This window comes from Aeromonas sp. R2-4, from assembly GCF_040908365.1.
In the GTDB taxonomy this organism is placed as follows: Bacteria; Pseudomonadota; Gammaproteobacteria; order Enterobacterales; family Aeromonadaceae; genus Aeromonas; species Aeromonas veronii.
In genome coordinates this window covers 145,147-162,436 of record NZ_JBFODO010000007.1, presented here as the reverse complement: position 1 = coordinate 162,436, position 17,290 = coordinate 145,147, and the positions used below count along the sequence as shown (strand labels likewise).

The 17,290-nt window shown below is 54.2% G+C and carries 31 protein-coding genes; 1 reads left to right on the top strand and 30 read right to left on the bottom strand.

The window, feature by feature from the left end:
• Positions 1-144 precede the first annotated feature (144 nt).
• From rplQ to rpsJ, 28 genes are all read right to left on the bottom strand, one after another.
• On the bottom strand, positions 145-528 hold the full coding sequence (rplQ, locus tag AB5Z05_RS03865) for a 50S ribosomal protein L17 (protein WP_005307999.1): 384 nt from the start codon (positions 526-528) through the stop codon (positions 145-147).
• Positions 529-571: 43 nt separating this feature from the next.
• Positions 572-1,561, bottom strand: a complete 990-nt coding sequence (gene rpoA, locus AB5Z05_RS03860) for a DNA-directed RNA polymerase subunit alpha (protein ID WP_005307997.1) — start codon at positions 1,559-1,561, stop codon at positions 572-574.
• Positions 1,562-1,586: 25 nt separating this feature from the next.
• Entirely contained in the window at positions 1,587-2,207 is a 621-nt protein-coding gene (gene rpsD, locus AB5Z05_RS03855) for a 30S ribosomal protein S4 (RefSeq protein ID WP_005340600.1), read from the bottom strand.
• 39 nt (positions 2,208-2,246) lie between these two features.
• On the bottom strand, positions 2,247-2,636 hold the full coding sequence (gene rpsK, locus AB5Z05_RS03850) for a 30S ribosomal protein S11 (RefSeq protein WP_005307993.1): 390 nt from the start codon (positions 2,634-2,636) through the stop codon (positions 2,247-2,249).
• Positions 2,637-2,650: 14 nt separating this feature from the next.
• On the bottom strand, positions 2,651-3,007 hold the full coding sequence (gene rpsM, locus AB5Z05_RS03845; RefSeq protein ID WP_005307991.1) for a 30S ribosomal protein S13: 357 nt from the start codon (positions 3,005-3,007) through the stop codon (positions 2,651-2,653).
• Positions 3,008-3,146: 139 nt separating this feature from the next.
• On the bottom strand, positions 3,147-3,260 hold the full coding sequence (gene rpmJ / locus AB5Z05_RS03840; protein WP_005319705.1) for a 50S ribosomal protein L36: 114 nt from the start codon (positions 3,258-3,260) through the stop codon (positions 3,147-3,149).
• A gap of 27 nt (positions 3,261-3,287) precedes the next feature.
• Entirely contained in the window at positions 3,288-4,616 is a 1,329-nt protein-coding gene (gene secY, locus AB5Z05_RS03835; RefSeq protein ID WP_005340602.1) for a preprotein translocase subunit SecY, read from the bottom strand.
• An 8-nt stretch (positions 4,617-4,624) separates the two neighbouring features.
• Positions 4,625-5,062 carry a 50S ribosomal protein L15 gene (gene rplO / locus AB5Z05_RS03830; protein ID WP_005340604.1) on the bottom strand — a complete coding sequence of 146 codons (438 nt, stop codon included), beginning with the start codon at positions 5,060-5,062 and terminating at the stop codon, positions 4,625-4,627.
• Between the two features lie 2 nt (positions 5,063-5,064).
• The gene (rpmD, locus tag AB5Z05_RS03825; RefSeq protein WP_005307985.1) at positions 5,065-5,244 is read right to left on the bottom strand and encodes a 50S ribosomal protein L30; all 180 of its coding nucleotides are present in this window, start codon (positions 5,242-5,244) and stop codon (positions 5,065-5,067) included.
• 6 nt (positions 5,245-5,250) lie between these two features.
• Entirely contained in the window at positions 5,251-5,751 is a 501-nt protein-coding gene (gene rpsE, locus AB5Z05_RS03820) for a 30S ribosomal protein S5 (RefSeq protein WP_005340605.1), read from the bottom strand.
• A 14-nt stretch (positions 5,752-5,765) separates the two neighbouring features.
• Positions 5,766-6,119 carry a 50S ribosomal protein L18 gene (gene rplR / locus AB5Z05_RS03815; RefSeq protein ID WP_005340606.1) on the bottom strand — a complete coding sequence of 118 codons (354 nt, stop codon included), beginning with the start codon at positions 6,117-6,119 and terminating at the stop codon, positions 5,766-5,768.
• A gap of 9 nt (positions 6,120-6,128) precedes the next feature.
• Entirely contained in the window at positions 6,129-6,662 is a 534-nt protein-coding gene (gene rplF / locus AB5Z05_RS03810; protein ID WP_005340607.1) for a 50S ribosomal protein L6, read from the bottom strand.
• Between the two features lie 13 nt (positions 6,663-6,675).
• Positions 6,676-7,068, bottom strand: coding sequence for a 30S ribosomal protein S8 (gene rpsH, locus AB5Z05_RS03805; protein WP_005307980.1), 393 nt, complete (start codon positions 7,066-7,068; stop codon positions 6,676-6,678).
• A gap of 21 nt (positions 7,069-7,089) precedes the next feature.
• A complete protein-coding gene (gene rpsN, locus AB5Z05_RS03800; protein WP_005340609.1) occupies positions 7,090-7,395 on the bottom strand; it encodes a 30S ribosomal protein S14 in 306 nt (101 codons plus the stop codon).
• Between the two features lie 10 nt (positions 7,396-7,405).
• On the bottom strand, positions 7,406-7,945 hold the full coding sequence (gene rplE / locus AB5Z05_RS03795; protein ID WP_005331162.1) for a 50S ribosomal protein L5: 540 nt from the start codon (positions 7,943-7,945) through the stop codon (positions 7,406-7,408).
• Positions 7,946-7,958: 13 nt separating this feature from the next.
• Positions 7,959-8,276: a 50S ribosomal protein L24 gene (gene rplX, locus AB5Z05_RS03790; protein ID WP_005307977.1), complete on the bottom strand. Its 318-nt coding sequence runs from the start codon at positions 8,274-8,276 to the stop codon at positions 7,959-7,961.
• A gap of 11 nt (positions 8,277-8,287) precedes the next feature.
• Entirely contained in the window at positions 8,288-8,656 is a 369-nt protein-coding gene (gene rplN / locus AB5Z05_RS03785) for a 50S ribosomal protein L14 (protein WP_005307975.1), read from the bottom strand.
• Positions 8,657-8,803: 147 nt separating this feature from the next.
• Positions 8,804-9,052, bottom strand: a complete 249-nt coding sequence (rpsQ, locus tag AB5Z05_RS03780; RefSeq protein ID WP_005307966.1) for a 30S ribosomal protein S17 — start codon at positions 9,050-9,052, stop codon at positions 8,804-8,806.
• Positions 9,052-9,243 carry a 50S ribosomal protein L29 gene (gene rpmC, locus AB5Z05_RS03775; RefSeq protein ID WP_005307965.1) on the bottom strand — a complete coding sequence of 64 codons (192 nt, stop codon included), beginning with the start codon at positions 9,241-9,243 and terminating at the stop codon, positions 9,052-9,054. Before rpmC ends, rpsQ begins: the two co-directional genes overlap by 1 nt.
• On the bottom strand, positions 9,243-9,656 hold the full coding sequence (gene rplP / locus AB5Z05_RS03770) for a 50S ribosomal protein L16 (protein ID WP_005340612.1): 414 nt from the start codon (positions 9,654-9,656) through the stop codon (positions 9,243-9,245). The genes rpmC and rplP overlap by 1 nt, the downstream gene beginning before the upstream one ends.
• Positions 9,657-9,669: 13 nt before the next feature.
• Complete coding sequence (gene rpsC, locus AB5Z05_RS03765; protein ID WP_005307962.1) at positions 9,670-10,383, bottom strand: 30S ribosomal protein S3; 714 nt, start codon at positions 10,381-10,383, stop codon at positions 9,670-9,672.
• A 3-nt stretch (positions 10,384-10,386) separates the two neighbouring features.
• On the bottom strand, positions 10,387-10,731 hold the full coding sequence (gene rplV / locus AB5Z05_RS03760; RefSeq protein WP_005319741.1) for a 50S ribosomal protein L22: 345 nt from the start codon (positions 10,729-10,731) through the stop codon (positions 10,387-10,389).
• 10 nt (positions 10,732-10,741) lie between these two features.
• Positions 10,742-11,020, bottom strand: a complete 279-nt coding sequence (gene rpsS, locus AB5Z05_RS03755; protein WP_005307960.1) for a 30S ribosomal protein S19 — start codon at positions 11,018-11,020, stop codon at positions 10,742-10,744.
• Between the two features lie 22 nt (positions 11,021-11,042).
• The gene (gene rplB / locus AB5Z05_RS03750) at positions 11,043-11,864 is read right to left on the bottom strand and encodes a 50S ribosomal protein L2 (protein WP_005340614.1); all 822 of its coding nucleotides are present in this window, start codon (positions 11,862-11,864) and stop codon (positions 11,043-11,045) included.
• A 15-nt stretch (positions 11,865-11,879) separates the two neighbouring features.
• Positions 11,880-12,179, bottom strand: a complete 300-nt coding sequence (gene rplW / locus AB5Z05_RS03745) for a 50S ribosomal protein L23 (RefSeq protein ID WP_342690021.1) — start codon at positions 12,177-12,179, stop codon at positions 11,880-11,882.
• On the bottom strand, positions 12,179-12,784 hold the full coding sequence (gene rplD / locus AB5Z05_RS03740; RefSeq protein WP_005340616.1) for a 50S ribosomal protein L4: 606 nt from the start codon (positions 12,782-12,784) through the stop codon (positions 12,179-12,181). The genes rplW and rplD overlap by 1 nt, the downstream gene beginning before the upstream one ends.
• Positions 12,785-12,801: 17 nt before the next feature.
• Positions 12,802-13,434, bottom strand: a complete 633-nt coding sequence (gene rplC, locus AB5Z05_RS03735) for a 50S ribosomal protein L3 (RefSeq protein WP_005340620.1) — start codon at positions 13,432-13,434, stop codon at positions 12,802-12,804.
• A 22-nt stretch (positions 13,435-13,456) separates the two neighbouring features.
• Complete coding sequence (gene rpsJ / locus AB5Z05_RS03730; RefSeq protein ID WP_005307944.1) at positions 13,457-13,768, bottom strand: 30S ribosomal protein S10; 312 nt, start codon at positions 13,766-13,768, stop codon at positions 13,457-13,459.
• A 355-nt stretch (positions 13,769-14,123) separates the two neighbouring features.
• On the opposite strand from rpsJ, the gene AB5Z05_RS03725 reads away from it, so the two are divergent.
• Positions 14,124-15,038, top strand: coding sequence for a DMT family transporter (locus AB5Z05_RS03725; protein WP_368150126.1), 915 nt, complete (start codon positions 14,124-14,126; stop codon positions 15,036-15,038).
• Between the two features lie 36 nt (positions 15,039-15,074).
• Here the strand turns inward: AB5Z05_RS03725 and envZ are convergent, their stop codons facing one another.
• Both envZ and ompR read right to left on the bottom strand, forming a co-directional pair.
• Complete coding sequence (envZ, locus tag AB5Z05_RS03720; RefSeq protein ID WP_005340624.1) at positions 15,075-16,385, bottom strand: two-component system sensor histidine kinase EnvZ; 1,311 nt, start codon at positions 16,383-16,385, stop codon at positions 15,075-15,077.
• Positions 16,382-17,104: a two-component system response regulator OmpR gene (gene ompR, locus AB5Z05_RS03715; RefSeq protein ID WP_005340625.1), complete on the bottom strand. Its 723-nt coding sequence runs from the start codon at positions 17,102-17,104 to the stop codon at positions 16,382-16,384. Before ompR ends, envZ begins: the two co-directional genes overlap by 4 nt.
• Positions 17,105-17,290: the final 186 nt, after the last annotated feature.

Sequence of the window (17,290 nt, the reverse complement as noted above, 5' to 3'; positions counted from 1 at the left end):
GCAGTTGAGGCAGTTGAGGCAGTTGAGGCAGTTGAGGCAGTTGAGGCAGTTGAGGCAGTTGAGGCAGTTGAGGCAGTTGAGGCAGTTGAGGCAGTATCAGAATGGATTAAAAGAAAAGCCGGGACAAGCCCGGCTTTTTCTTTATCACTCAGCAGCTGCTTCAGCAGCGGCCGGGCGGTCTACCAGCTCAATATAAGCCATAGGGGCGTTGTCGCCTGCACGGAAACCGCATTTCAGAATGCGAGTATAACCGCCGGCGCGCTCCAGGTAGCGCGGGCCCAGTTCATTGAACAGCTTAGCCACGATCGCGTTATCGCGAGTACGGGCAAATGCCAGGCGACGATTAGCAACGCTATCAGTCTTGGCAAGGGTGATCAGCGGTTCAACTACACGACGCAGCTCTTTTGCCTTAGGCAGAGTCGTCTTGATGATCTCATGACGAACCAGGGAGCTGGCCATGTTGCGGAACATTGCCTGACGATGGCTGCTGTTCCGGTTCAGTTGACGACCACTCAAACGATGGCGCATGACCTTATCCTTCTAACTAAATCTGTGAAACCCGTAATCTGGATTACTCGTCAGCGATGCTGGCGGGCGGCCAGTTCTCAAGGCGCATGCCAAGAGACAGACCACGGGAGGCCAACACGTCCTTGATCTCAGTCAGGGACTTCTTACCGAGGTTAGGAGTCTTAAGCAACTCAACTTCGGTACGCTGTACCAGATCACCAATATAGTGGATAGCTTCTGCCTTCAGACAGTTCGCAGAACGAACTGTCAGCTCCAAATCATCGACAGGACGTAGCAGAATCGGATCAAACTCGGGTTTCTCTTCTTTCTTCTCGGGCACGCTGACATCGCGCAGATCCACGAAGGCTTCCAGTTGCTCGGCCAAGATAGTGGCAGAACGACGGATGGCTTCTTCAGGATCCAGGGTACCATTGGTCTCCATGTCGATGACCAGCTTGTCCAAGTCGGTACGCTGTTCCACACGCGCTGCCTCAACATTGTAGGCAATACGAACGATGGGGCTGAACGCGGAGTCCAGCAGCAGGCGACCAATAGGACGCTCTTCGTCATCGTTGTGAACACGAGCAGAAGCAGGCACATAACCACGACCGCGCTGAACTTTCAGGCGCATGCTGATTTCAGCATTGGCACCAGTCAGATGGCAGATTACGTGCTCCGGGTTTACGATCTCGACTTCATCACCGTGAGTGATATCACCAGCGGTAACGGGGCCTGTTCCAGACTTGGTCAGGGACAGAGTTACCTCGTCCTTGCCTTCCAGCTTCACAGCGATACCTTTCAGGTTGAGCAGGATTTCAAGAATGTCTTCCTGTACACCTTCTTTGCTGCTGTACTCATGCAGTACCCCGTCAATTTCGACTTCAGTAACTGCACAACCGGGCATAGATGACAGCAAAATACGACGCAGGGCGTTGCCCAGCGTGTGACCAAAGCCACGCTCGAGTGGCTCAAGAGTCACTTTCGCATGAGTCGGGCTAACTTGCTCGATGTCAACTAGCCGCGGTTTAAGAAAATCTGTTACAGAACCCAGCATTGTGTCCTCTCTTTAGAAGCTAGCTTTACTTGGAGTAAAGCTCGACGATCAGCTGTTCGTTAATGTCGGCAGACAGGTCGGAACGCTCTGGCAGACGCTTGAAAGCACCTTCCATTTTAGCGGCGTCAACCTCTACCCAAGTCGGCTTCTCACGCTGACCAGCAACTTCCAGGGAAGCTTTGATACGCGCTTGCTTCTTAGCCTTCTCACGAACGCAGATCACGTCCTCAGGGGAAACCTGGAAAGAAGGAATGTTCACAACGCGACCGTTTACCATGATGGCCTTGTGGCTCACCAGCTGACGAGATTCAGCACGGGTAGCGCCGAAGCCCATACGGTAAACAACGTTGTCCAAACGACCTTCCAGCAGCTGCAACAGGTTTTCACCGGTGTTACCCTTTTGACGGGCAGCGTCGCGGTAGTAGTTGCGGAACTGTTTTTCCAATACGCCGTAGATACGACGAACTTTTTGTTTCTCGCGCAGCTGAACACCGTAGTCGGACAGACGCGCTTTACGCGCACCGTGCTGACCAGGGGCGGTGTCAATCTTGCACTTAGAATCAATCGCACGAACACCTGACTTCAGGAAGAGGTCGGTGCCCTCACGACGGCTAAGCTTAAGCTTAGGACCGATATATCTTGCCATCTTCTTTCTCCAACAATCCTAGACCAAGTAGCTACAGCGTTATACGCGGCGCTTCTTGGGAGGACGACAACCGTTGTGCGGGATCGGAGTCACATCAGTAATGTTAGTGATGCGGAAACCAGCCGCGTTCAGGGCGCGGATGGAAGACTCACGACCGGGACCCGGACCTTTGACCATGACTTCCAGGTTCTTGACGCCATATTCTTTGGCCATCTCACCAGCGCGCTCTGCAGCTACCTGAGCAGCGAACGGGGTGGACTTACGAGAACCACGGAAACCGGAACCACCAGAAGTAGCCCAAGACAGAGCATTGCCCTGACGGTCAGTAATGGTCACGATTGTGTTGTTGAAAGATGCATGAACGTGCGCAATACCGTCGCTCACTTGCTTTTTAACGCGCTTGCGAGCACGAGTCGGAGTTTTAGCCATTTTCTACCTTCCCGTTACTTCTTGATAGCCTTGCGCGGACCCTTACGGGTACGAGCGTTGGTCTTGGTACGTTGACCACGAACAGGCAGGCTACGACGGTGACGCAAACCACGGTAGCAACCCAGATCCATCAATCGCTTGATGTTCATGGAAATCTGACGACGCAGGTCACCTTCAACGGTGAATTTACCTACTTGTTCACGCAGACTCTCGATCTGAGCTTCGTCCAGGTCTTTAATTTTCACATTCTCAGCGATACCGGCTGCGGCACAGATGGCCTTGGAGCGGGTACGACCGACGCCATAAATCGCAGTCAAAGCGATGACTGCATGCTTATGGTCAGGAATGTTAATGCCAGCGATACGGGCCACTATTCACTCCTACATATAGTAGATTACGACCACCACAAAGCCCGTGAGCGGATACGTGGCGGTCAACCAATACACAACAAAAGTTGGCTGGCTATATTAGCCAGCACAACTATTTGTTGCAAGTACTAACCGTAAAAAATTAGCCTTGGCGCTGTTTATGCTTTGGCTCGCTGCAAATCACACGCACCACACCGTGACGCTTGATGATTTTGCAGTTACGGCAGATTGCCTTAACGGAAGCACGAACTTTCATTGCTTAACTCCGTAACTACGCCGACCTTTAGCGGCCGTAGCCCTTCAGGTTGGCCTTCCTCAGGACGTCGCCATATTGATGAGACATCATATGGGTTTGTACCTGAGCCATGAAGTCCATGATAACAACCACGATAATCAGCAGCGAAGTGCCACCGAAGTAGAACTGTACGTTCCAGGCAGTCATCAAGAACTGGGGTACCAGACAGATAAAGGTTATATAGAGCGCACCTGCCAATGTCAGGCGAGTCATAACCTTATCGATGTAACGTGCTGTCTGCTCGCCCGGGCGAATCCCCGGGATAAAGGCTCCACTCTTCTTCAGATTATCTGCTGTCTCGCGGGGGTTGAACACCAGCGCGGTATAGAAGAAGCAGAAGAAGATAATGGCTGCTGCATACAGCATCTCGTAAAGCGGTTGACCCGGCTGCAGGACCATAGAGACCTGTTGCAGGATATCAGCTACTTTACCCTCGCCCTGACCAAACCAAGAGGTAATGGTCCCCGGGAAAAGGATGATACTGGATGCGAAAATCGCAGGAATCACACCAGCCATATTCACTTTCAACGGCAGGTGTGTGCTTTGCGCGGCAAATACCTGGCGGCCTTGTTGACGCTTGGCATAGTTAACGACAATACGACGCTGACCACGCTCCACGAACACCACAAAGTAAGTCACTGCGAAAACAATCAAGCCCAGCAACAACAACAGCAGGATGTGCAATTCCCCTTGACGTGCCTGTTCGGCCGTAGCGCCAATGGCATGCGGCAGACCAGCAACGATACCTGTGAAAATAATCAACGAGATACCATTACCAATCCCACGCTCGGTAATCTGCTCACCCAACCACATCAAAAACATGGTACCGGTGACCAGACTCACAACCGCTGTGAAATAGAAGCCCAGACCCGGATTAGTCACGAGTCCATGCATCATATTCGGCAGACCGGTTGCAATACCAATGGCCTGGAAAGTTCCCAAAACCAGCGTGCCCCAACGGGTATATTGGCTAATCTTGCGACGGCCGGATTCACCTTCTTTCTTGAGTTCAGCAAGAGCGGGGTGAACCACTGTCAGCAGCTGGATAATGATCGACGCCGAAATGTACGGCATGATCCCCAACGCAAGAATAGAAGCACGCGAGAGTGCACCACCACTGAACATGTTGAACATCTCAATGATGGTGCCCTTCTGTTGCTGGAACAACTCGGCCAGTACGGCGGCGTCAATACCAGGAATCGGCACATAAGAGCCTGCACGGAAAACGATAATCGCCCCGAGAACGAAGAGCAGACGGCTCTTCAGTTCACTCAGACCACCCTGTGCTTTAACATCCAATCCTGGTTTCTTAGCCATTGTACTGATTATTCCTCGATTTTACCGCCAGCGGCCTCGATGGCTGCGCGTGCACCTTTGGTGACGGACAGACCACGAACGGTCACAGCACGGTCAATGTTGCCTGACAGAACAACTTTAGCGAACACGATGTTCTTAGTAACAACACCGGCTTGCTTCAGAGTGCTCAGGTCGACCACATCACCTTCTACCAGGGCGATTTCGTTCAGACGCACTTCGGCAGAAACCAAAGATTTGCGAGAGAAGAAACCGAACTTCGGCAGACGGATTTTCAAAGGCATCTGGCCGCCTTCGAAACCGTTGCGGACTTTACCGCCACCGGAACGAGAGGTTTGGCCTTTAACACCACGACCACCAGTCTTGCCCAGGCCGGAGCCGATACCACGACCACGACGTTGTTTTTCAGGCTTGGAACCAGCGGCCGGAGACAGAGTGTTCAGACGCATGCTTAGCCCTCCACCTTAACCATGTAATAAACCTGGTTGATCATGCCGCGTACGCAAGGAGTATCTTCCAGCTCAACGGTGTGACCAATGCGACGCAGACCCAGACCACGCAGAGTCGCCTTGTGCTTTGGCAGACGGCCGATAGAGCTGCGAGTTTGAGTTACTTTTACAGTGTTAGCCATGTCGCATTACCCCAGAATTTCTTCAACGCGCAGACCACGCTTGGCAGCGATCTGTTCCGGTGATTGACCGTGAACCAGAGCGTCTACAGTAGCGCGAACAACGTTGATTGGGTTGGTGGAACCGTAGGTCTTGGCCAGCACGTTGTGGATACCGGCAACTTCCAGAACAGCACGCATAGCGCCACCTGCAATGATACCAGTACCTTGGGAGGCCGGCTTCATGAACACGGTGGAGCCAGAGTGAACACCACGCACCGGGTGGTGCAGAGTGCCGTTGTTCAGCTCAACCTTGTTCAGGTTACGCTTAGCCTGTTCCATTGCTTTTTGAATAGCAGCCGGAACTTCACGGGCTTTACCGTAACCGTAACCTACACGGCCGTTACCATCACCCACCACGGTCAACGCGGTGAAGGACATGATACGACCACCTTTAACAGTTTTCGAAACACGGTTTACTGCAATGAGCTTTTCTTGCAGTTCGCCGGCTTGAGATTCGACTTTAGCCATCTTCGACTCCTAGCTTAGAACTGAAGACCAGCGTCACGTGCGGCAGCTGCCAGGGCAGCGATGCGACCGTGATACTTGAAACCGGAACGATCGAAAGATACGTTCTGAACGCCTTTGGCAATAGCACGCTCAGCGATAGCTTTACCTACAGCGGTAGCAGCATCTGCGTTACCGGTGTATTTCAGAGCTTCACTGATGGCTTTCTCTACTGTGGAAGCAGAGGCCAGAACTTCGGAACCGTTGGCTGCAATAACCTGCGCATAGATATGACGCGGGGTACGGTGAACAACCAGACGGGTAGCTCCCAGTTCCTGCATCTTTTTCCGAGCACGAGTAGCACGACGGAGACGAGCTGCTTTCTTGTCCATAGTGTTACCTTACTTCTTCTTAGCTTCTTTAGTACGCACTTGCTCGTTGGCATAGCGTACACCCTTGCCCTTGTAGGGCTCCGGAGCGCGGTAAGCACGGATATCGGCGGCGACTTGGCCAACCAGCTGCTTGTCGACGCCACGCAGAACGATTTCTGTAGCAGTCGGGCACTCAGCGGTCACACCAGCCGGCAGCGCATGCTCTACCGGGTGAGAGAAGCCCAGAGCCAGCGCAACAGCATTGCCCTTGATGGAGGCTTTATAACCTACACCAACCAGCTGCAGCTTGCGCTCGAAGCCTTGGGTAACACCGATTACCATGTTGTTGACCAATGCACGGGCAGTACCGGCCTGAGCGTCAGCACCAGCGATGCTGCCGCGCGGGGCGAACTTCAGTACATTGTCTTCTTTGGTCACTTCTACACCGGCGTGAATAGAGCGAACCAGAGAACCTTTACCACCTTTGATGGTCAGTTCCTGGCCGTTCAGAGTCACCTCTACGCCAGCAGGAATAGTGACGGGTGCCTTAGCAACACGAGACATTTCCTACCTCCTATTAAGCGACGTAGCAGATGATCTCACCGCCCATGCTTGCTTTGCGAGCAGCACGGTCAGTCATCACACCTTTAGACGTGGACACGATAGCAACACCGAGACCGCCCATAACTTTCGGCAGATCAGTAGTGCGCTTGTAAATACGCAGGCCTGGACGGCTTACGCGTTGGATCAGTTCTACAACTGGCTTGCCCTGGAAATATTTCAGTTCAATTTCCAGTTCCGGCTTCACGTCACCAGCTACGGAGTAGCCAGCGATGTAACCTTCTTCTTTCAGCACTTTGGCAATAGCCACTTTCAGCTTGGAAGAAGGCATGGAAACCGCAACTTTGCTCGCCGCCTGACCGTTACGGATGCGGGTCAGCATATCCGCGATCGGATCTTGCATGCTCATAAGTCTAACTCCCGAGATTCGTTACCAAGAAGCCTTCTTCAGGCCCGGAATTTCGCCCTTCATGGCATGCTCACGCACCTTGATGCGAGACAGGCCAAACTTGCGCAGGAAACCGTGCGGACGACCAGTAATATTGCAACGGTTACGCTGGCGGGACGGACTGGAATCACGGGGCAGCTGTTGCAGTTGCAGTACAGCATCCCAACGCGCTTCTTCAGAAGCGTTCATGTCAACGATGATAGCTTTCAGCTCGGCACGCTTGGTCGCGTACTTGGCTACCAGCTTGGCACGCTTTGCTTCGCGCGCTTTCATGGATGTTTTAGCCATAACCCTAACCTTACTTGCGGAATGGGAAGTTAAAGGCAGCCAGCAGAGCACGGCCTTCTTCATCGGTATTCGCGGAAGTGGTGATGGTGATATCCAGACCACGGACGCGATCGACTTTGTCATAGTCGATTTCCGGGAAGATGATCTGCTCACGCACGCCCATGGAGTAGTTACCACGACCGTCGAACGCTTTAGCGTTCAGGCCACGGAAGTCACGGATACGCGGTACGGAGATGCAGATCAGCCGTTCCAGGAACTCCCACATACGCTCGCCACGCAGGGTTACTTTACAACCTATCGGGTAGCCTTCACGAATCTTGAAGCCCGCAACAGATTTGCGAGCTTTGGTGATCAGCGGCTTCTGACCGGAAATGGCAGCCATATCGGCAGCAGCATTTTCCAGCAATTTCTTGTCAGAGATCGCTTCACCAACACCCATGTTCAGGGTGATTTTCTCGATCCGAGGGACTTGCATGATAGTCTTGTAACCGAACTGCTTGGACAGTTCATTTACTACATCGGATTTGTAGTAATCATGCAGTTTCGCCATCGTTAAACTCCAATTACTTCACAAGTTCGCCGGTGGATTTGAAGAAACGGACTTTTTTGCCGTCTTCAATCCGGAAACCAACGCGGTCAGCTTTGCCAGTGGCAGAGTTGAACAGCGCTACGTTTGATACATCGATGGGGGCTTCTTTGGTGACGATACCGCCAGCCTGACCCAGTGCGGGTACCGGCTTCTGGTGTTTCTTCACCTGGTTGATGCCTTCCACGATTACCTTACCTTTTGCAATCAGGACTTGAGTGACTTTGCCACGCTTGCCCTTGTCTTTGCCGGTAAGAACAATCACTTCGTCTTCGCGACGGATTTTAGCTGCCATCGTTCGACTCCTTACAGTACTTCGGGTGCCAGGGACACAATCTTCATGAACTTCTCATTACGCAGTTCACGGGTCACCGGGCCAAAAATACGAGTACCGATTGGCTGTTGGTTGTTGTTAAGCAACACAGCCGCATTGTTGTCGAAACGGATGACAGAGCCGTCCGGACGACGAACGCCTTTACGGGTGCGTACGACCACCGCGTTATACACATCACCTTTCTTCACTTTACCGCGAGGAATGGCTTCCTTGATGGAAACCTTGATGATGTCGCCGATGCCGGCGTAACGGCGGTGCGAGCCACCCAGAACCTTAATACACATTACACTGCGAGCGCCGGAGTTGTCGGCAACACCCAGCATACTTTGCATCTGGATCATCTTAGTGCTCCGCTTTGTTTACTTCTTATCCCTAATGGGATCTGGCTGCCTTCAAAAGGCGCGAAACTATAACACAGGATTTTCAGAAAAGGTAGCCTAAAAAACAAACGGCCCCTGAAAGGGGCCGCTTGGACTACAAAGTACCGATTAGGCCTTTTCTACAACGGCAACCAGGGTCCAGGACTTGGTCTTGGACAGCGGGCGGCATTCGCGGATTTCCACGAGGTCGCCAGCTTTGCACTCGTTGTTTTCGTCATGCACGTGCAGCTTGGTAGTGCGCTTGATGATCTTACCGTAGATCGGGTGCTTTACCTTGCGCTCGATAGCAACAGTGATGGACTTGTCCATCTTGTCGCTGATTACACGACCTTGCAGAGTACGGATCTTGTCAGTCATTACGCACCTGCCTTCTCAGTCAGTACAGTCTTGATACGTGCGACGTCACGACGCACTTGTTTCAGAGTGTGAGTCTGAGCCAGCTGGCCGGTGGACGCTTGCATGCGCATGTTGAATTGCTCACGCAGCAGGCCCAGCAGCTCCTGGTTCAGTTCTTCGACGCTCTTTTGACGCAGATCTTGGGCTTTCATCACATCACCGTCTTAATTACGAAAGTGGTCTGAACAGACAGCTTAGCTGCGGCCAGGGCAAACGCTTCACGCGCCAGAGCCTCAGGTACACCGTCCATCTCGTACAGAACCTTGCCAGGCTGGATCGGGCAAACCCAGTATTCCACGTTACCCTTACCTTTACCCATACGAACTTCGAGGGGCTTTTCGGTGATGGGCTTGTCCGGGAACACACGGATCCAGATCTTACCTTGACGCTTAACGTGACGGGTCATGGCACGACGGGCTGCTTCGATTTGACGAGCAGTCAGTTGACCACGGGATGTCGCCTTCAGGCCAAAGGTACCGAAGGATACTTCGTTACCAGAGGTGGCCAGACCGCGGTTACGACCCTTGTGGGTCTTGCGGAATTTAGTACGCTTAGGTTGCAACATTTACCGAATCTCCTTACTTAGCAGCGCGGCGCTTGTTGTCACGCTTGGGCTTTGCAGGAGCTTGCTCTTGAGCAGCGGCAGCGTTAACAGCAGCCAGACCGCCCAGAACTTCGCCCTTGAAGATCCAAACTTTAACGCCGATCACACCGTAAGTGGTGTGGGCTTCAGAAGTTGCGTAGTCGATGTCGGCACGCAGGGTGTGCAACGGCACACGACCTTCACGGTACCATTCGGTACGCGCGATTTCAGCGCCGCCCAGACGACCGGAAACTTCCACTTTGATGCCCTTGGCACCCAGGCGCATTGCGTTCTGTACGGCGCGCTTCATAGCACGACGGAACATTACACGACGCTCCAGCTGGGAAGTGATGCTGTCGGCAACGAGTTTGCCATCCAGCTCCGGCTTGCGGACTTCGGAAATGTTGATCTGAGCAGGCACGCCAGCAATAGTGGCTACAGCTTTGCGCAGCTTCTCAACGTCTTCGCCTTTCTTACCGATGACAACACCCGGACGAGCGGTGTGAATGGTCACACGGATGCTCTTGGCCGGACGCTCAATGGTGATCTTGGACAAGGACGCGTTTTTCAGTTCCTTGGTCAGGAACTGGCGTACTTGAAAATCGCTGTACAGGTTGTCAGCGAAGTCTTTGGTGTTCGCGAACCAGGTAGAATTCCAAGGCTTGGTAATACCCAGGCGAATGCCATTAGGATGTACTTTCTGACCCATTGCTTATCTCCCAGCCTTAGCGTCGGATACCACTACAGTGATGTGAGCGGTACGCTTGAGGATACGATCCGCACGACCTTTGGCACGCGGACGGATGCGCTTCATGGAGGGACCTTCGTCGACCATGATAGTAGCAACACGCAGCGCGTCGATATCGGCGCCTTCGTTGTGCTCAGCGTTTGCAATGGCAGATTCCAGCACTTTCTTAACCAGCACTGCAGCCTTTTTCGGGCTGAAGGTCAGGATATTCAGAGCCTTGTCTACGGACAGACCACGTACTTGATCGGCTACCAGACGAGCTTTCTGGGCAGAAGTACGGGCATAACGGTGTTTAGCGATAGCTTCCATCATTTATCCCTTAGCGCTTCTTAGCCTTCTTATCAGCAGCATGGCCGCGATAAGTACGAGTCGGTGCGAATTCACCCAGTTTGTGACCGATCATTTCTTCGGTAACGAAAACCGGAACGTGCTGACGACCATTATGGACAGCGATGGTCAAACCGATCATGTTCGGGATGATCATTGAACGACGGGACCAGGTTTTAACCGGCTTTTTATCCCCGCTTTCCACCGCTTTCTCTACCTTCTTCAGCAAGTGCAGGTCAATAAATGGACCCTTCTTGAGAGAACGTGGCATGGTGATTCCTCTATGTTAACAATTACTTGTTACGACGACGTACGATGTACTTGTCGGTACGCTTGTTCTTACGGGTCTTGAAGCCTTTAGCCTTCTGGCCCCATGGGGACACAGGCTGCATGCCCTTGTTACGACCCTCACCACCACCGTGCGGGTGGTCAACCGGGTTCATCGCCATACCGCGAACGGTCGGACGAATACCACGCCAGCGGTTTGCACCGGCTTTACCCAGTTGACGCAACATGTGCTCGGAGTTACCGACTTCACCGATGGTAGCGCGGCACTCGGCCAGAACTTTACGTACTTCGCCGGAACGCAGACGCAGAGTTACATAGTTACCTTCACGAGCCAGGATCTGGATGAAAGTACCAGCGGAACGAGCCAGCTGGGCACCTTTACCAGGCTTCATCTCTACAGCGTGAACGGTAGAACCAACCGGGATGTTGCGCATCGGCAGGGCGTTACCTACCTTGATGGCTGCATCAGCACCAGAAGCGATCGCGTCACCAGCTTTCAGGCCTTTCGGAGCCAGGATGTAACGACGCTCACCGTCTGCATACAACACCAGAGCGATGTTAGCGGTACGGTTCGGATCGTATTCCAGGCGCTCTACTTTAGCCGGGATACCGTCTTTGTCGCGCTTGAAGTCGACGATACGGTAGTGCTGCTTGTGACCACCACCGATATGACGGGTAGTGATACGGCCGTTGTTGTTACGACCACCGGACTTGCTTTTGCTGTCCAGCAGAGCGGCGAAGGGCTTGCCCTTGTACAGCTCTTGATTGACGATCTTGACGACGTGGCGGCGGCCCGGAGAAGTAGGCTTGCACTTAACGATTGCCATTTTTGAGAACTCCTCTTACTCGGCTGCGCCCATGAAGTCGATGTCCTGACCAGCTTTCAGGGTCACATAAGCCTTTTTCCAATCGGAACGACGGCCTACGCGTGCACCTGCGCGCTTGGTCTTACCCTTCATGTTCAGGGTACGGACGGTCTCAACTTCGACCTCGAACAGTTTCGCAACTGCAGCTTTGACTTCCGCCTTGGTAGCATCAACAGCAACTTTGAACACGATAGTGTTCTGCTTTTCTGCAACCATGGTGCTCTTTTCAGAGATGTGCGGAGCCTTCAGAACTTTCAGCAGACGCTCTTCACGGATCATGCCAGCATCTCCTCGATTTGCTTAACTGCGTCAGCAGTCATCAGAACCTTGTCGAAAGCGATCAGGCTGACCGGGTCGATACCGGCAACGTCACGCACGTCAACTTTGTACAGGTTGCGAGCAGCCAGGAACAGGTTCTCATCGACTTCAGCAGTCACGATCAGAACGTCAGTCAGTTCCATTTCTTTCAGCTTGGCGATCAGTTCTTTGGTCTTCGGAGCTTCGATGCCGAACTTCTCAACAACGATCAGGCGCTCTTGACGTACCAGCTCGGACAGAATGCTACGGATAGCGCCGCGGTACATCTTCTTGTTTACTTTCTGGCTGTGATCTTGCGGCTTAGCAGCAAAAGTCACACCACCGGAACGCCAGATGGGCGAACGGATGGAGCCAGCACGGGCACGACCAGTACCCTTCTGACGCCACGGCTTTTTGCCGCCACCAGACACTTCAGAGCGAGTCAGCTGCGCACGAGTACCCTGACGGGCACCAGCGGCATATGCAACGACGACCTGGTGAACCAGAGCTTCGTTGAATTCGCGCCCGAAGGTAGTCTCGGAAACTTCAAGAGCGCTCTTGGCGTCTTTCATTACCAATTCCATTACTATCTCCTCAGACGTTACGCTTTGACGGCAGGTTTGACGATCACGTTGCCGTTGGTTGCACCCGGTACTGCACCTTTGATGAGCAGCAGGTTGCGTTCAGCGTCAACACGAACCAGTTCCAGGTTCTGAGTCGTTACACGCTCAGCACCCATGTGACCAGCCATCTTTTTGCCCTTGAATACACGACCCGGAGTCTGGTTCTGACCGATAGAACCCGGAACGCGGTGAGACAAGGAGTTACCGTGGGTCATATCCTGGGTGCGGAAGTTGTGGCGCTTAACAGTACCAGCAAAGCCCTTACCTTTGGATGTGCCGGTAACGTCTACCAGCTTAACGTCAGCGAGAAGATCTACTTTCAGCTCGCTACCAACAGTGAAAGTTTCACCGTTGTTCAGGCGGAATTCCCACAGACCGCGACCGGCTTCTACACCAGCTTTGGCGAAGTGGCCAGCTTCCGGCTTGGTCACACGGCTGGCTTTCTTGGCGCCAGTGGTAACCTGAATAGCGTTGTAGCCGTCGGTTTCTACAGATTTGACCTGAGTTACACGGTTAGCTTCAACTTCGATAACAGTCACCGGGATAGAAACGCCATCTTCAGTGAAGATGCGAGTCATACCCACTTTGCGACCTACAAGACCGATTGTCATTGTTATCAACCTCTTTCCGTAATTAACCCAGGCTGATCTGGACGTCTACACCAGCTGCCAGATCCAGACGCATCAGGGCGTCTACGGTCTTGTCAGTCGGCTCAACGATGTCTACCAGACGCTTGTGAGTGCGGATCTCGTACTGATCACGCGCATCTTTGTTGACGTGCGGGGAGATCAGGACGGTGAAGCGCTCTTTGCGAGTCGGCAGCGGAATAGGACCGCGAACCTGCGCGCCAGTGCGCTTAGCAGTTTCAACGATTTCCGCAGTGGATTGATCAATCAGGCGATGATCAAAAGCCTTCAGGCGGATACGGATTCTTTGGTTCTGCATTGACAGAGCTCCAATAGATAAAAGAACATAAATCAACACCGCCCGACCGAGATTTCTCCCGCCAGAGGTGTGATTTTTCACGTTTCCCCCCATATCGGGAGGACTGTATGGCTGGCTCCTGTAAACAGGAAGCTCAGCAGCAGACATATCGTCTGGCTTACCTCATGGGTAAGCGGAGGGGATTATACGGATTTTTCAAATTTGCGCAAGGGATAGCGAACAGATTATGCGCAGTTTTATGTGACAGATGGATCTCGCTTGCGGCAACGCACTCTGTGCCAACACCCAGGTAACGACAATGTTACAAGCAGACTGGTAGACTGTGCGCTTGCCTCTGTCAGTGGAACGACATCCCATGCTCAAAGATCAAAAGAAAGCCTATCAGTATGGCCTTTGCGCCGTTGCCCTCTGGTCGACGGTCGCCACAGCCTTCAAGATCTCCCTCGCCTATTTCGAACCTGTGCAACTGTTGCTTGTGGCCGCCTTCACCTCGACTCTTACGCTGACAGCCATCGTCGCCAAACAGGGCAAACTGCCGCTGCTGGGAAGCTACATCAAGGCCCGCCCTTTCTACTACCTGGCTCTGGGCGTGCTGAACCCCTTTCTTTATTACCTGTTGCTATTCAAGGCCTATGACCTGCTGCCTGCCCAGCAGGCACAGACCCTCAACTACACCTGGGCTATCACTCTCAGTCTGCTGGCCGTCCCCTTCCTCGGCCAGAAGCTGCGTCGGCGTGATGGCGTCGCCATCCTGTTGGGGTATTTTGGCGCACTGGTGATCGCCACCAGAGGGGATGTATTCGGCCTCCAGTTCGACAGCCCCCTCGGCGTGACGCTGGCGCTGGTCTCGACCCTCATCTGGGCCAGCTACTGGATCCTCAACACCCGCAATCAGGGGGATCACATCGTCAGCCTGTTGCTTGGCTTTATGATCAGCCTGCCTTTTATCGTTGTGGCGACCTGGTTGCTCTCCGATTTTGCCATGACCGCCTGGCAGGGATGGGCTGGTGCCATCTATGTGGGACTGTTCGAAATGGGTTTCGGTTTCGTGCTCTGGCTGATGGCGCTGCGCCATGCCACCAACACGGCCCCCATCAGCAACCTCATTTTCATCTCGCCGTTTGCCTCACTGGTGCTGCTCAACCTGTTGATCGGCGAAGCCATCCATCCGGCCACCCCCATCGGGTTGGCGCTCATCGTTGCCGCCCTGCTGATCCAGCAGCTCAAGTACGGCAAACGCTATCGAGCATCAGTCGAAACCAAGATCTGACCATGCAGAAGGGCGTATCCCAGATACGCCCTTCTCTCAATCCATCCACTCCTGTGGCTGATGTTTCGGCAGCCGCATCTCGACCAGCAAGCCGCCGAGATCCGAGCTTCCCAGCCGGATAGTGCCGTGGTGCTGGGCGACTATCTTGGCCACGATGGCCAACCCCAGCCCACTACCGCCGACGGTCCGCGCCACATTCCCCTGAGTAAACGGCTTGAGCACCCGGGAATAGTCCTGCTCCGGAATGCCGGGGCCATCATCGGAGAGGCGCAAGCGCACCCAGTGCCCGTCGTCCTTGAGCTCGGCATGCAAGCGGCTCGCCCCATAACGCTGCGAGTTGCTTGAGAGGTTGTTCAACACCCGCCGGATACTGACCGGATTGCAGGCCACCCGCACCGCCTCTTGCGGCAGCGCCAGATCGACCTCCAGCCCCTGCTCCGAGTAGATCAGCAAGGTATCGTGCACCAGCTGGGTCAGGTCGATCGGCTCCAGATCCTGCCCTTCATCCGGGCGGATGTAATCGATGAACTGATCGATGATGGCATTGGACTCATCGATGTCAGCGTTGATGCTCTCCTTGAGGTACTCGTCACCGGAGGACATCATCTCGGTGGCCAGCCGGATGCGGGTCAGCGGGGTACGCAGATCGTGGGAGACCCCCGCCATCATCAGGTTACGCTCTTCGATCAGGCTCTTGATGGAGTGCGACATATGGTTGAAGGTGCGGGTCAGCCGCCGCACCTCCCTTGAGCCCAACTCCCCCAGCGCCTCGGGGAAATGGCCTCTGGCCACCGCAACTGCACCTGCCTCGAGATCCTCGAGTGGGCGCACCAGCTGCCGGGCAAAGCGCCAGGCCGCAAACAGGGTGATCACCAGCAGCACGCTCAGATAGATGATGAGGGGTTCGATATCGTCATCTTCGATCTCGGTCAGCGGGATCCGCACCCAGATTTTGCTGGCCTGGGGCGGCTGGATCCAGATGATGTAGTGATCCTGGATCTCGACCCGCACCTTGGCCGGGCCACCCAGTTCGCGACTGATGTTCTCCTCCAGATAGGGGTACGGCTTGGCATCGTTGAAGCCATGCTGCACCGCCTCGCTCTGGGTATAGATGTCGGTACCGGTCGTCACATAGACCAGCGCCTCGGCATCTTCACTCAGCGCCAGTTGTTCAGTGTTGACCGGAAAGATCAGCTTGACCTGATTGGCCAGCAAGTGACTGATCTGCTTGACGGTGGGCGCCAGCAGATAGTTGTAGAAGGTGACGTAGGAAACCGCTTGATAGACCACCAAAACGGCGGCCAGAAACCAGAGCATGCGTGAGAACATGCTGCCGACTTTTTTCATGCACCGTCACCATCTGGCACGAACACATACCCCAGACCCCACACGGTCTGCAGGTAGCGGGGCTGGGCCGGATCCTGCTCCAGCAGGCGGCGCAGACGAGAGACCTGCACGTCGATGCTGCGCTCGGTGGCGGTGTATTCGCGGCCACGGGCCAGATTCATCAGCTTGTCGCGGGAGAGCGGTTCACGCGGATGGCTGACCAGCACCTTGAGCACCGCAAATTCACCACTGGTGAGCGCCATAGGCTCGCCATCCCGGCTCAGCTCGCGGGTCGCCAGATTGAGCTGAAAAGCACCGAAGTTGACCACCTTCTCTGCAGCCGAGGGGGCCCCCGGCAGCTCGACGGTATGGCGGCGCAGCACGGCACGGATCCGCGCCAGCAGTTCGCGGGGATTGAACGGCTTGGGCAGATAGTCATCGGCCCCCATCTCGAGCCCGACGATGCGATCCACTTCATCCCCCTTGGCGGTGAGCATCAACACCGGGATCTGGTTGCCCGCTTCCCGCAGACGGCGGCAGATGGAGAGTCCATCTTCCCCCGGCAACATCAGGTCGAGCACCATCAGGCTGAAGTTTTCACGAGTCAGCAAGCGATCGGCCTGCTCGCCATTGGCCACGCCGCGTACTACGAATCCCTGCTCGGTGAGATAGCGCTCCAACAGGGAACGTAATTTCAGGTCATCGTCCACGACCAGGACCTTGTATTGCTGCTGACTCATTGCTTTGCCTCTTCATTCTTTAGCTGCCCCCAATACTAGGGGGGGATATAGCGGGAGCAAAGCACAAATATGTTACCGGTTATTACCCATCCCGAGAGCGTGACGACCATCAAGTCACTGCGCAGGCCAGCTACTCCCTGAATGGCGCCAGCCGAGCCATCACGATTTCCCTCGACAGCAAGAGGA

What these genes read in the sequence shown, in the direction of transcription:
- rplN (WP_005307975.1), bottom strand. Translation starts at nt 8,656, where the DNA reads ATGATCCAGATGCAAAGTATGCTGGGTGTTGCCGACAACTCCGGCGCT.
- rpmD (WP_005307985.1), bottom strand. Translation starts at nt 5,244, where the DNA reads ATGGCTAACACTGTAAAAGTAACTCAAACTCGCAGCTCTATCGGCCGT.
- envZ (WP_005340624.1), bottom strand. Translation starts at nt 16,385, where the DNA reads ATGAAAAAAGTCGGCAGCATGTTCTCACGCATGCTCTGGTTTCTGGCC.
- rpsS (WP_005307960.1), bottom strand. Translation starts at nt 11,020, where the DNA reads ATGCCACGTTCTCTCAAGAAGGGTCCATTTATTGACCTGCACTTGCTG.
- rpsD (WP_005340600.1), bottom strand. Translation starts at nt 2,207, where the DNA reads ATGGCAAGATATATCGGTCCTAAGCTTAAGCTTAGCCGTCGTGAGGGC.
- rplE (WP_005331162.1), bottom strand. Translation starts at nt 7,945, where the DNA reads ATGGCGAAACTGCATGATTACTACAAATCCGATGTAGTAAATGAACTG.
- rplV (WP_005319741.1), bottom strand. Translation starts at nt 10,731, where the DNA reads ATGGAAGCTATCGCTAAACACCGTTATGCCCGTACTTCTGCCCAGAAA.
- rplO (WP_005340604.1), bottom strand. Translation starts at nt 5,062, where the DNA reads ATGCGTCTGAACACTCTGTCTCCGGCCGCTGGTTCCAAGCCTGAAAAA.
- rpmC (WP_005307965.1), bottom strand. Translation starts at nt 9,243, where the DNA reads ATGAAAGCCCAAGATCTGCGTCAAAAGAGCGTCGAAGAACTGAACCAG.
- rpsK (WP_005307993.1), bottom strand. Translation starts at nt 2,636, where the DNA reads ATGGCTAAAACTCCGACTCGTGCTCGCAAGCGCGTTAAAAAGCAAGTG.
- rpsN (WP_005340609.1), bottom strand. Translation starts at nt 7,395, where the DNA reads ATGGCTAAAACATCCATGAAAGCGCGCGAAGCAAAGCGTGCCAAGCTG.
- ompR (WP_005340625.1), bottom strand. Translation starts at nt 17,104, where the DNA reads ATGAGTCAGCAGCAATACAAGGTCCTGGTCGTGGACGATGACCTGAAA.
- rplQ (WP_005307999.1), bottom strand. Translation starts at nt 528, where the DNA reads ATGCGCCATCGTTTGAGTGGTCGTCAACTGAACCGGAACAGCAGCCAT.
- rplB (WP_005340614.1), bottom strand. Translation starts at nt 11,864, where the DNA reads ATGGCAATCGTTAAGTGCAAGCCTACTTCTCCGGGCCGCCGCCACGTC.
- rplR (WP_005340606.1), bottom strand. Translation starts at nt 6,119, where the DNA reads ATGGACAAGAAAGCAGCTCGTCTCCGTCGTGCTACTCGTGCTCGGAAA.
- rpsC (WP_005307962.1), bottom strand. Translation starts at nt 10,383, where the DNA reads ATGGGTCAGAAAGTACATCCTAATGGCATTCGCCTGGGTATTACCAAG.
- rpmJ (WP_005319705.1), bottom strand. Translation starts at nt 3,260, where the DNA reads ATGAAAGTTCGTGCTTCCGTTAAGGCAATCTGCCGTAACTGCAAAATC.
- rpsJ (WP_005307944.1), bottom strand. Translation starts at nt 13,768, where the DNA reads ATGCAGAACCAAAGAATCCGTATCCGCCTGAAGGCTTTTGATCATCGC.
- secY (WP_005340602.1), bottom strand. Translation starts at nt 4,616, where the DNA reads ATGGCTAAGAAACCAGGATTGGATGTTAAAGCACAGGGTGGTCTGAGT.
- rpoA (WP_005307997.1), bottom strand. Translation starts at nt 1,561, where the DNA reads ATGCTGGGTTCTGTAACAGATTTTCTTAAACCGCGGCTAGTTGACATC.
- AB5Z05_RS03725 (WP_368150126.1), top strand. Translation starts at nt 14,124, where the DNA reads ATGCTCAAAGATCAAAAGAAAGCCTATCAGTATGGCCTTTGCGCCGTT.
- rpsE (WP_005340605.1), bottom strand. Translation starts at nt 5,751, where the DNA reads ATGGCTAAAGTCGAATCTCAAGCCGGCGAACTGCAAGAAAAGCTCATT.
- rpsH (WP_005307980.1), bottom strand. Translation starts at nt 7,068, where the DNA reads ATGAGCATGCAAGATCCGATCGCGGATATGCTGACCCGCATCCGTAAC.
- rplD (WP_005340616.1), bottom strand. Translation starts at nt 12,784, where the DNA reads ATGGAATTGGTAATGAAAGACGCCAAGAGCGCTCTTGAAGTTTCCGAG.
- rplF (WP_005340607.1), bottom strand. Translation starts at nt 6,662, where the DNA reads ATGTCTCGTGTTGCTAAGGCACCCGTCACTATTCCTGCTGGCGTAGAG.
- rplX (WP_005307977.1), bottom strand. Translation starts at nt 8,276, where the DNA reads ATGGCAGCTAAAATCCGTCGCGAAGACGAAGTGATTGTTCTTACCGGC.
- rpsQ (WP_005307966.1), bottom strand. Translation starts at nt 9,052, where the DNA reads ATGACTGACAAGATCCGTACTCTGCAAGGTCGTGTAATCAGCGACAAG.
- rplP (WP_005340612.1), bottom strand. Translation starts at nt 9,656, where the DNA reads ATGTTGCAACCTAAGCGTACTAAATTCCGCAAGACCCACAAGGGTCGT.
- rplC (WP_005340620.1), bottom strand. Translation starts at nt 13,434, where the DNA reads ATGACAATCGGTCTTGTAGGTCGCAAAGTGGGTATGACTCGCATCTTC.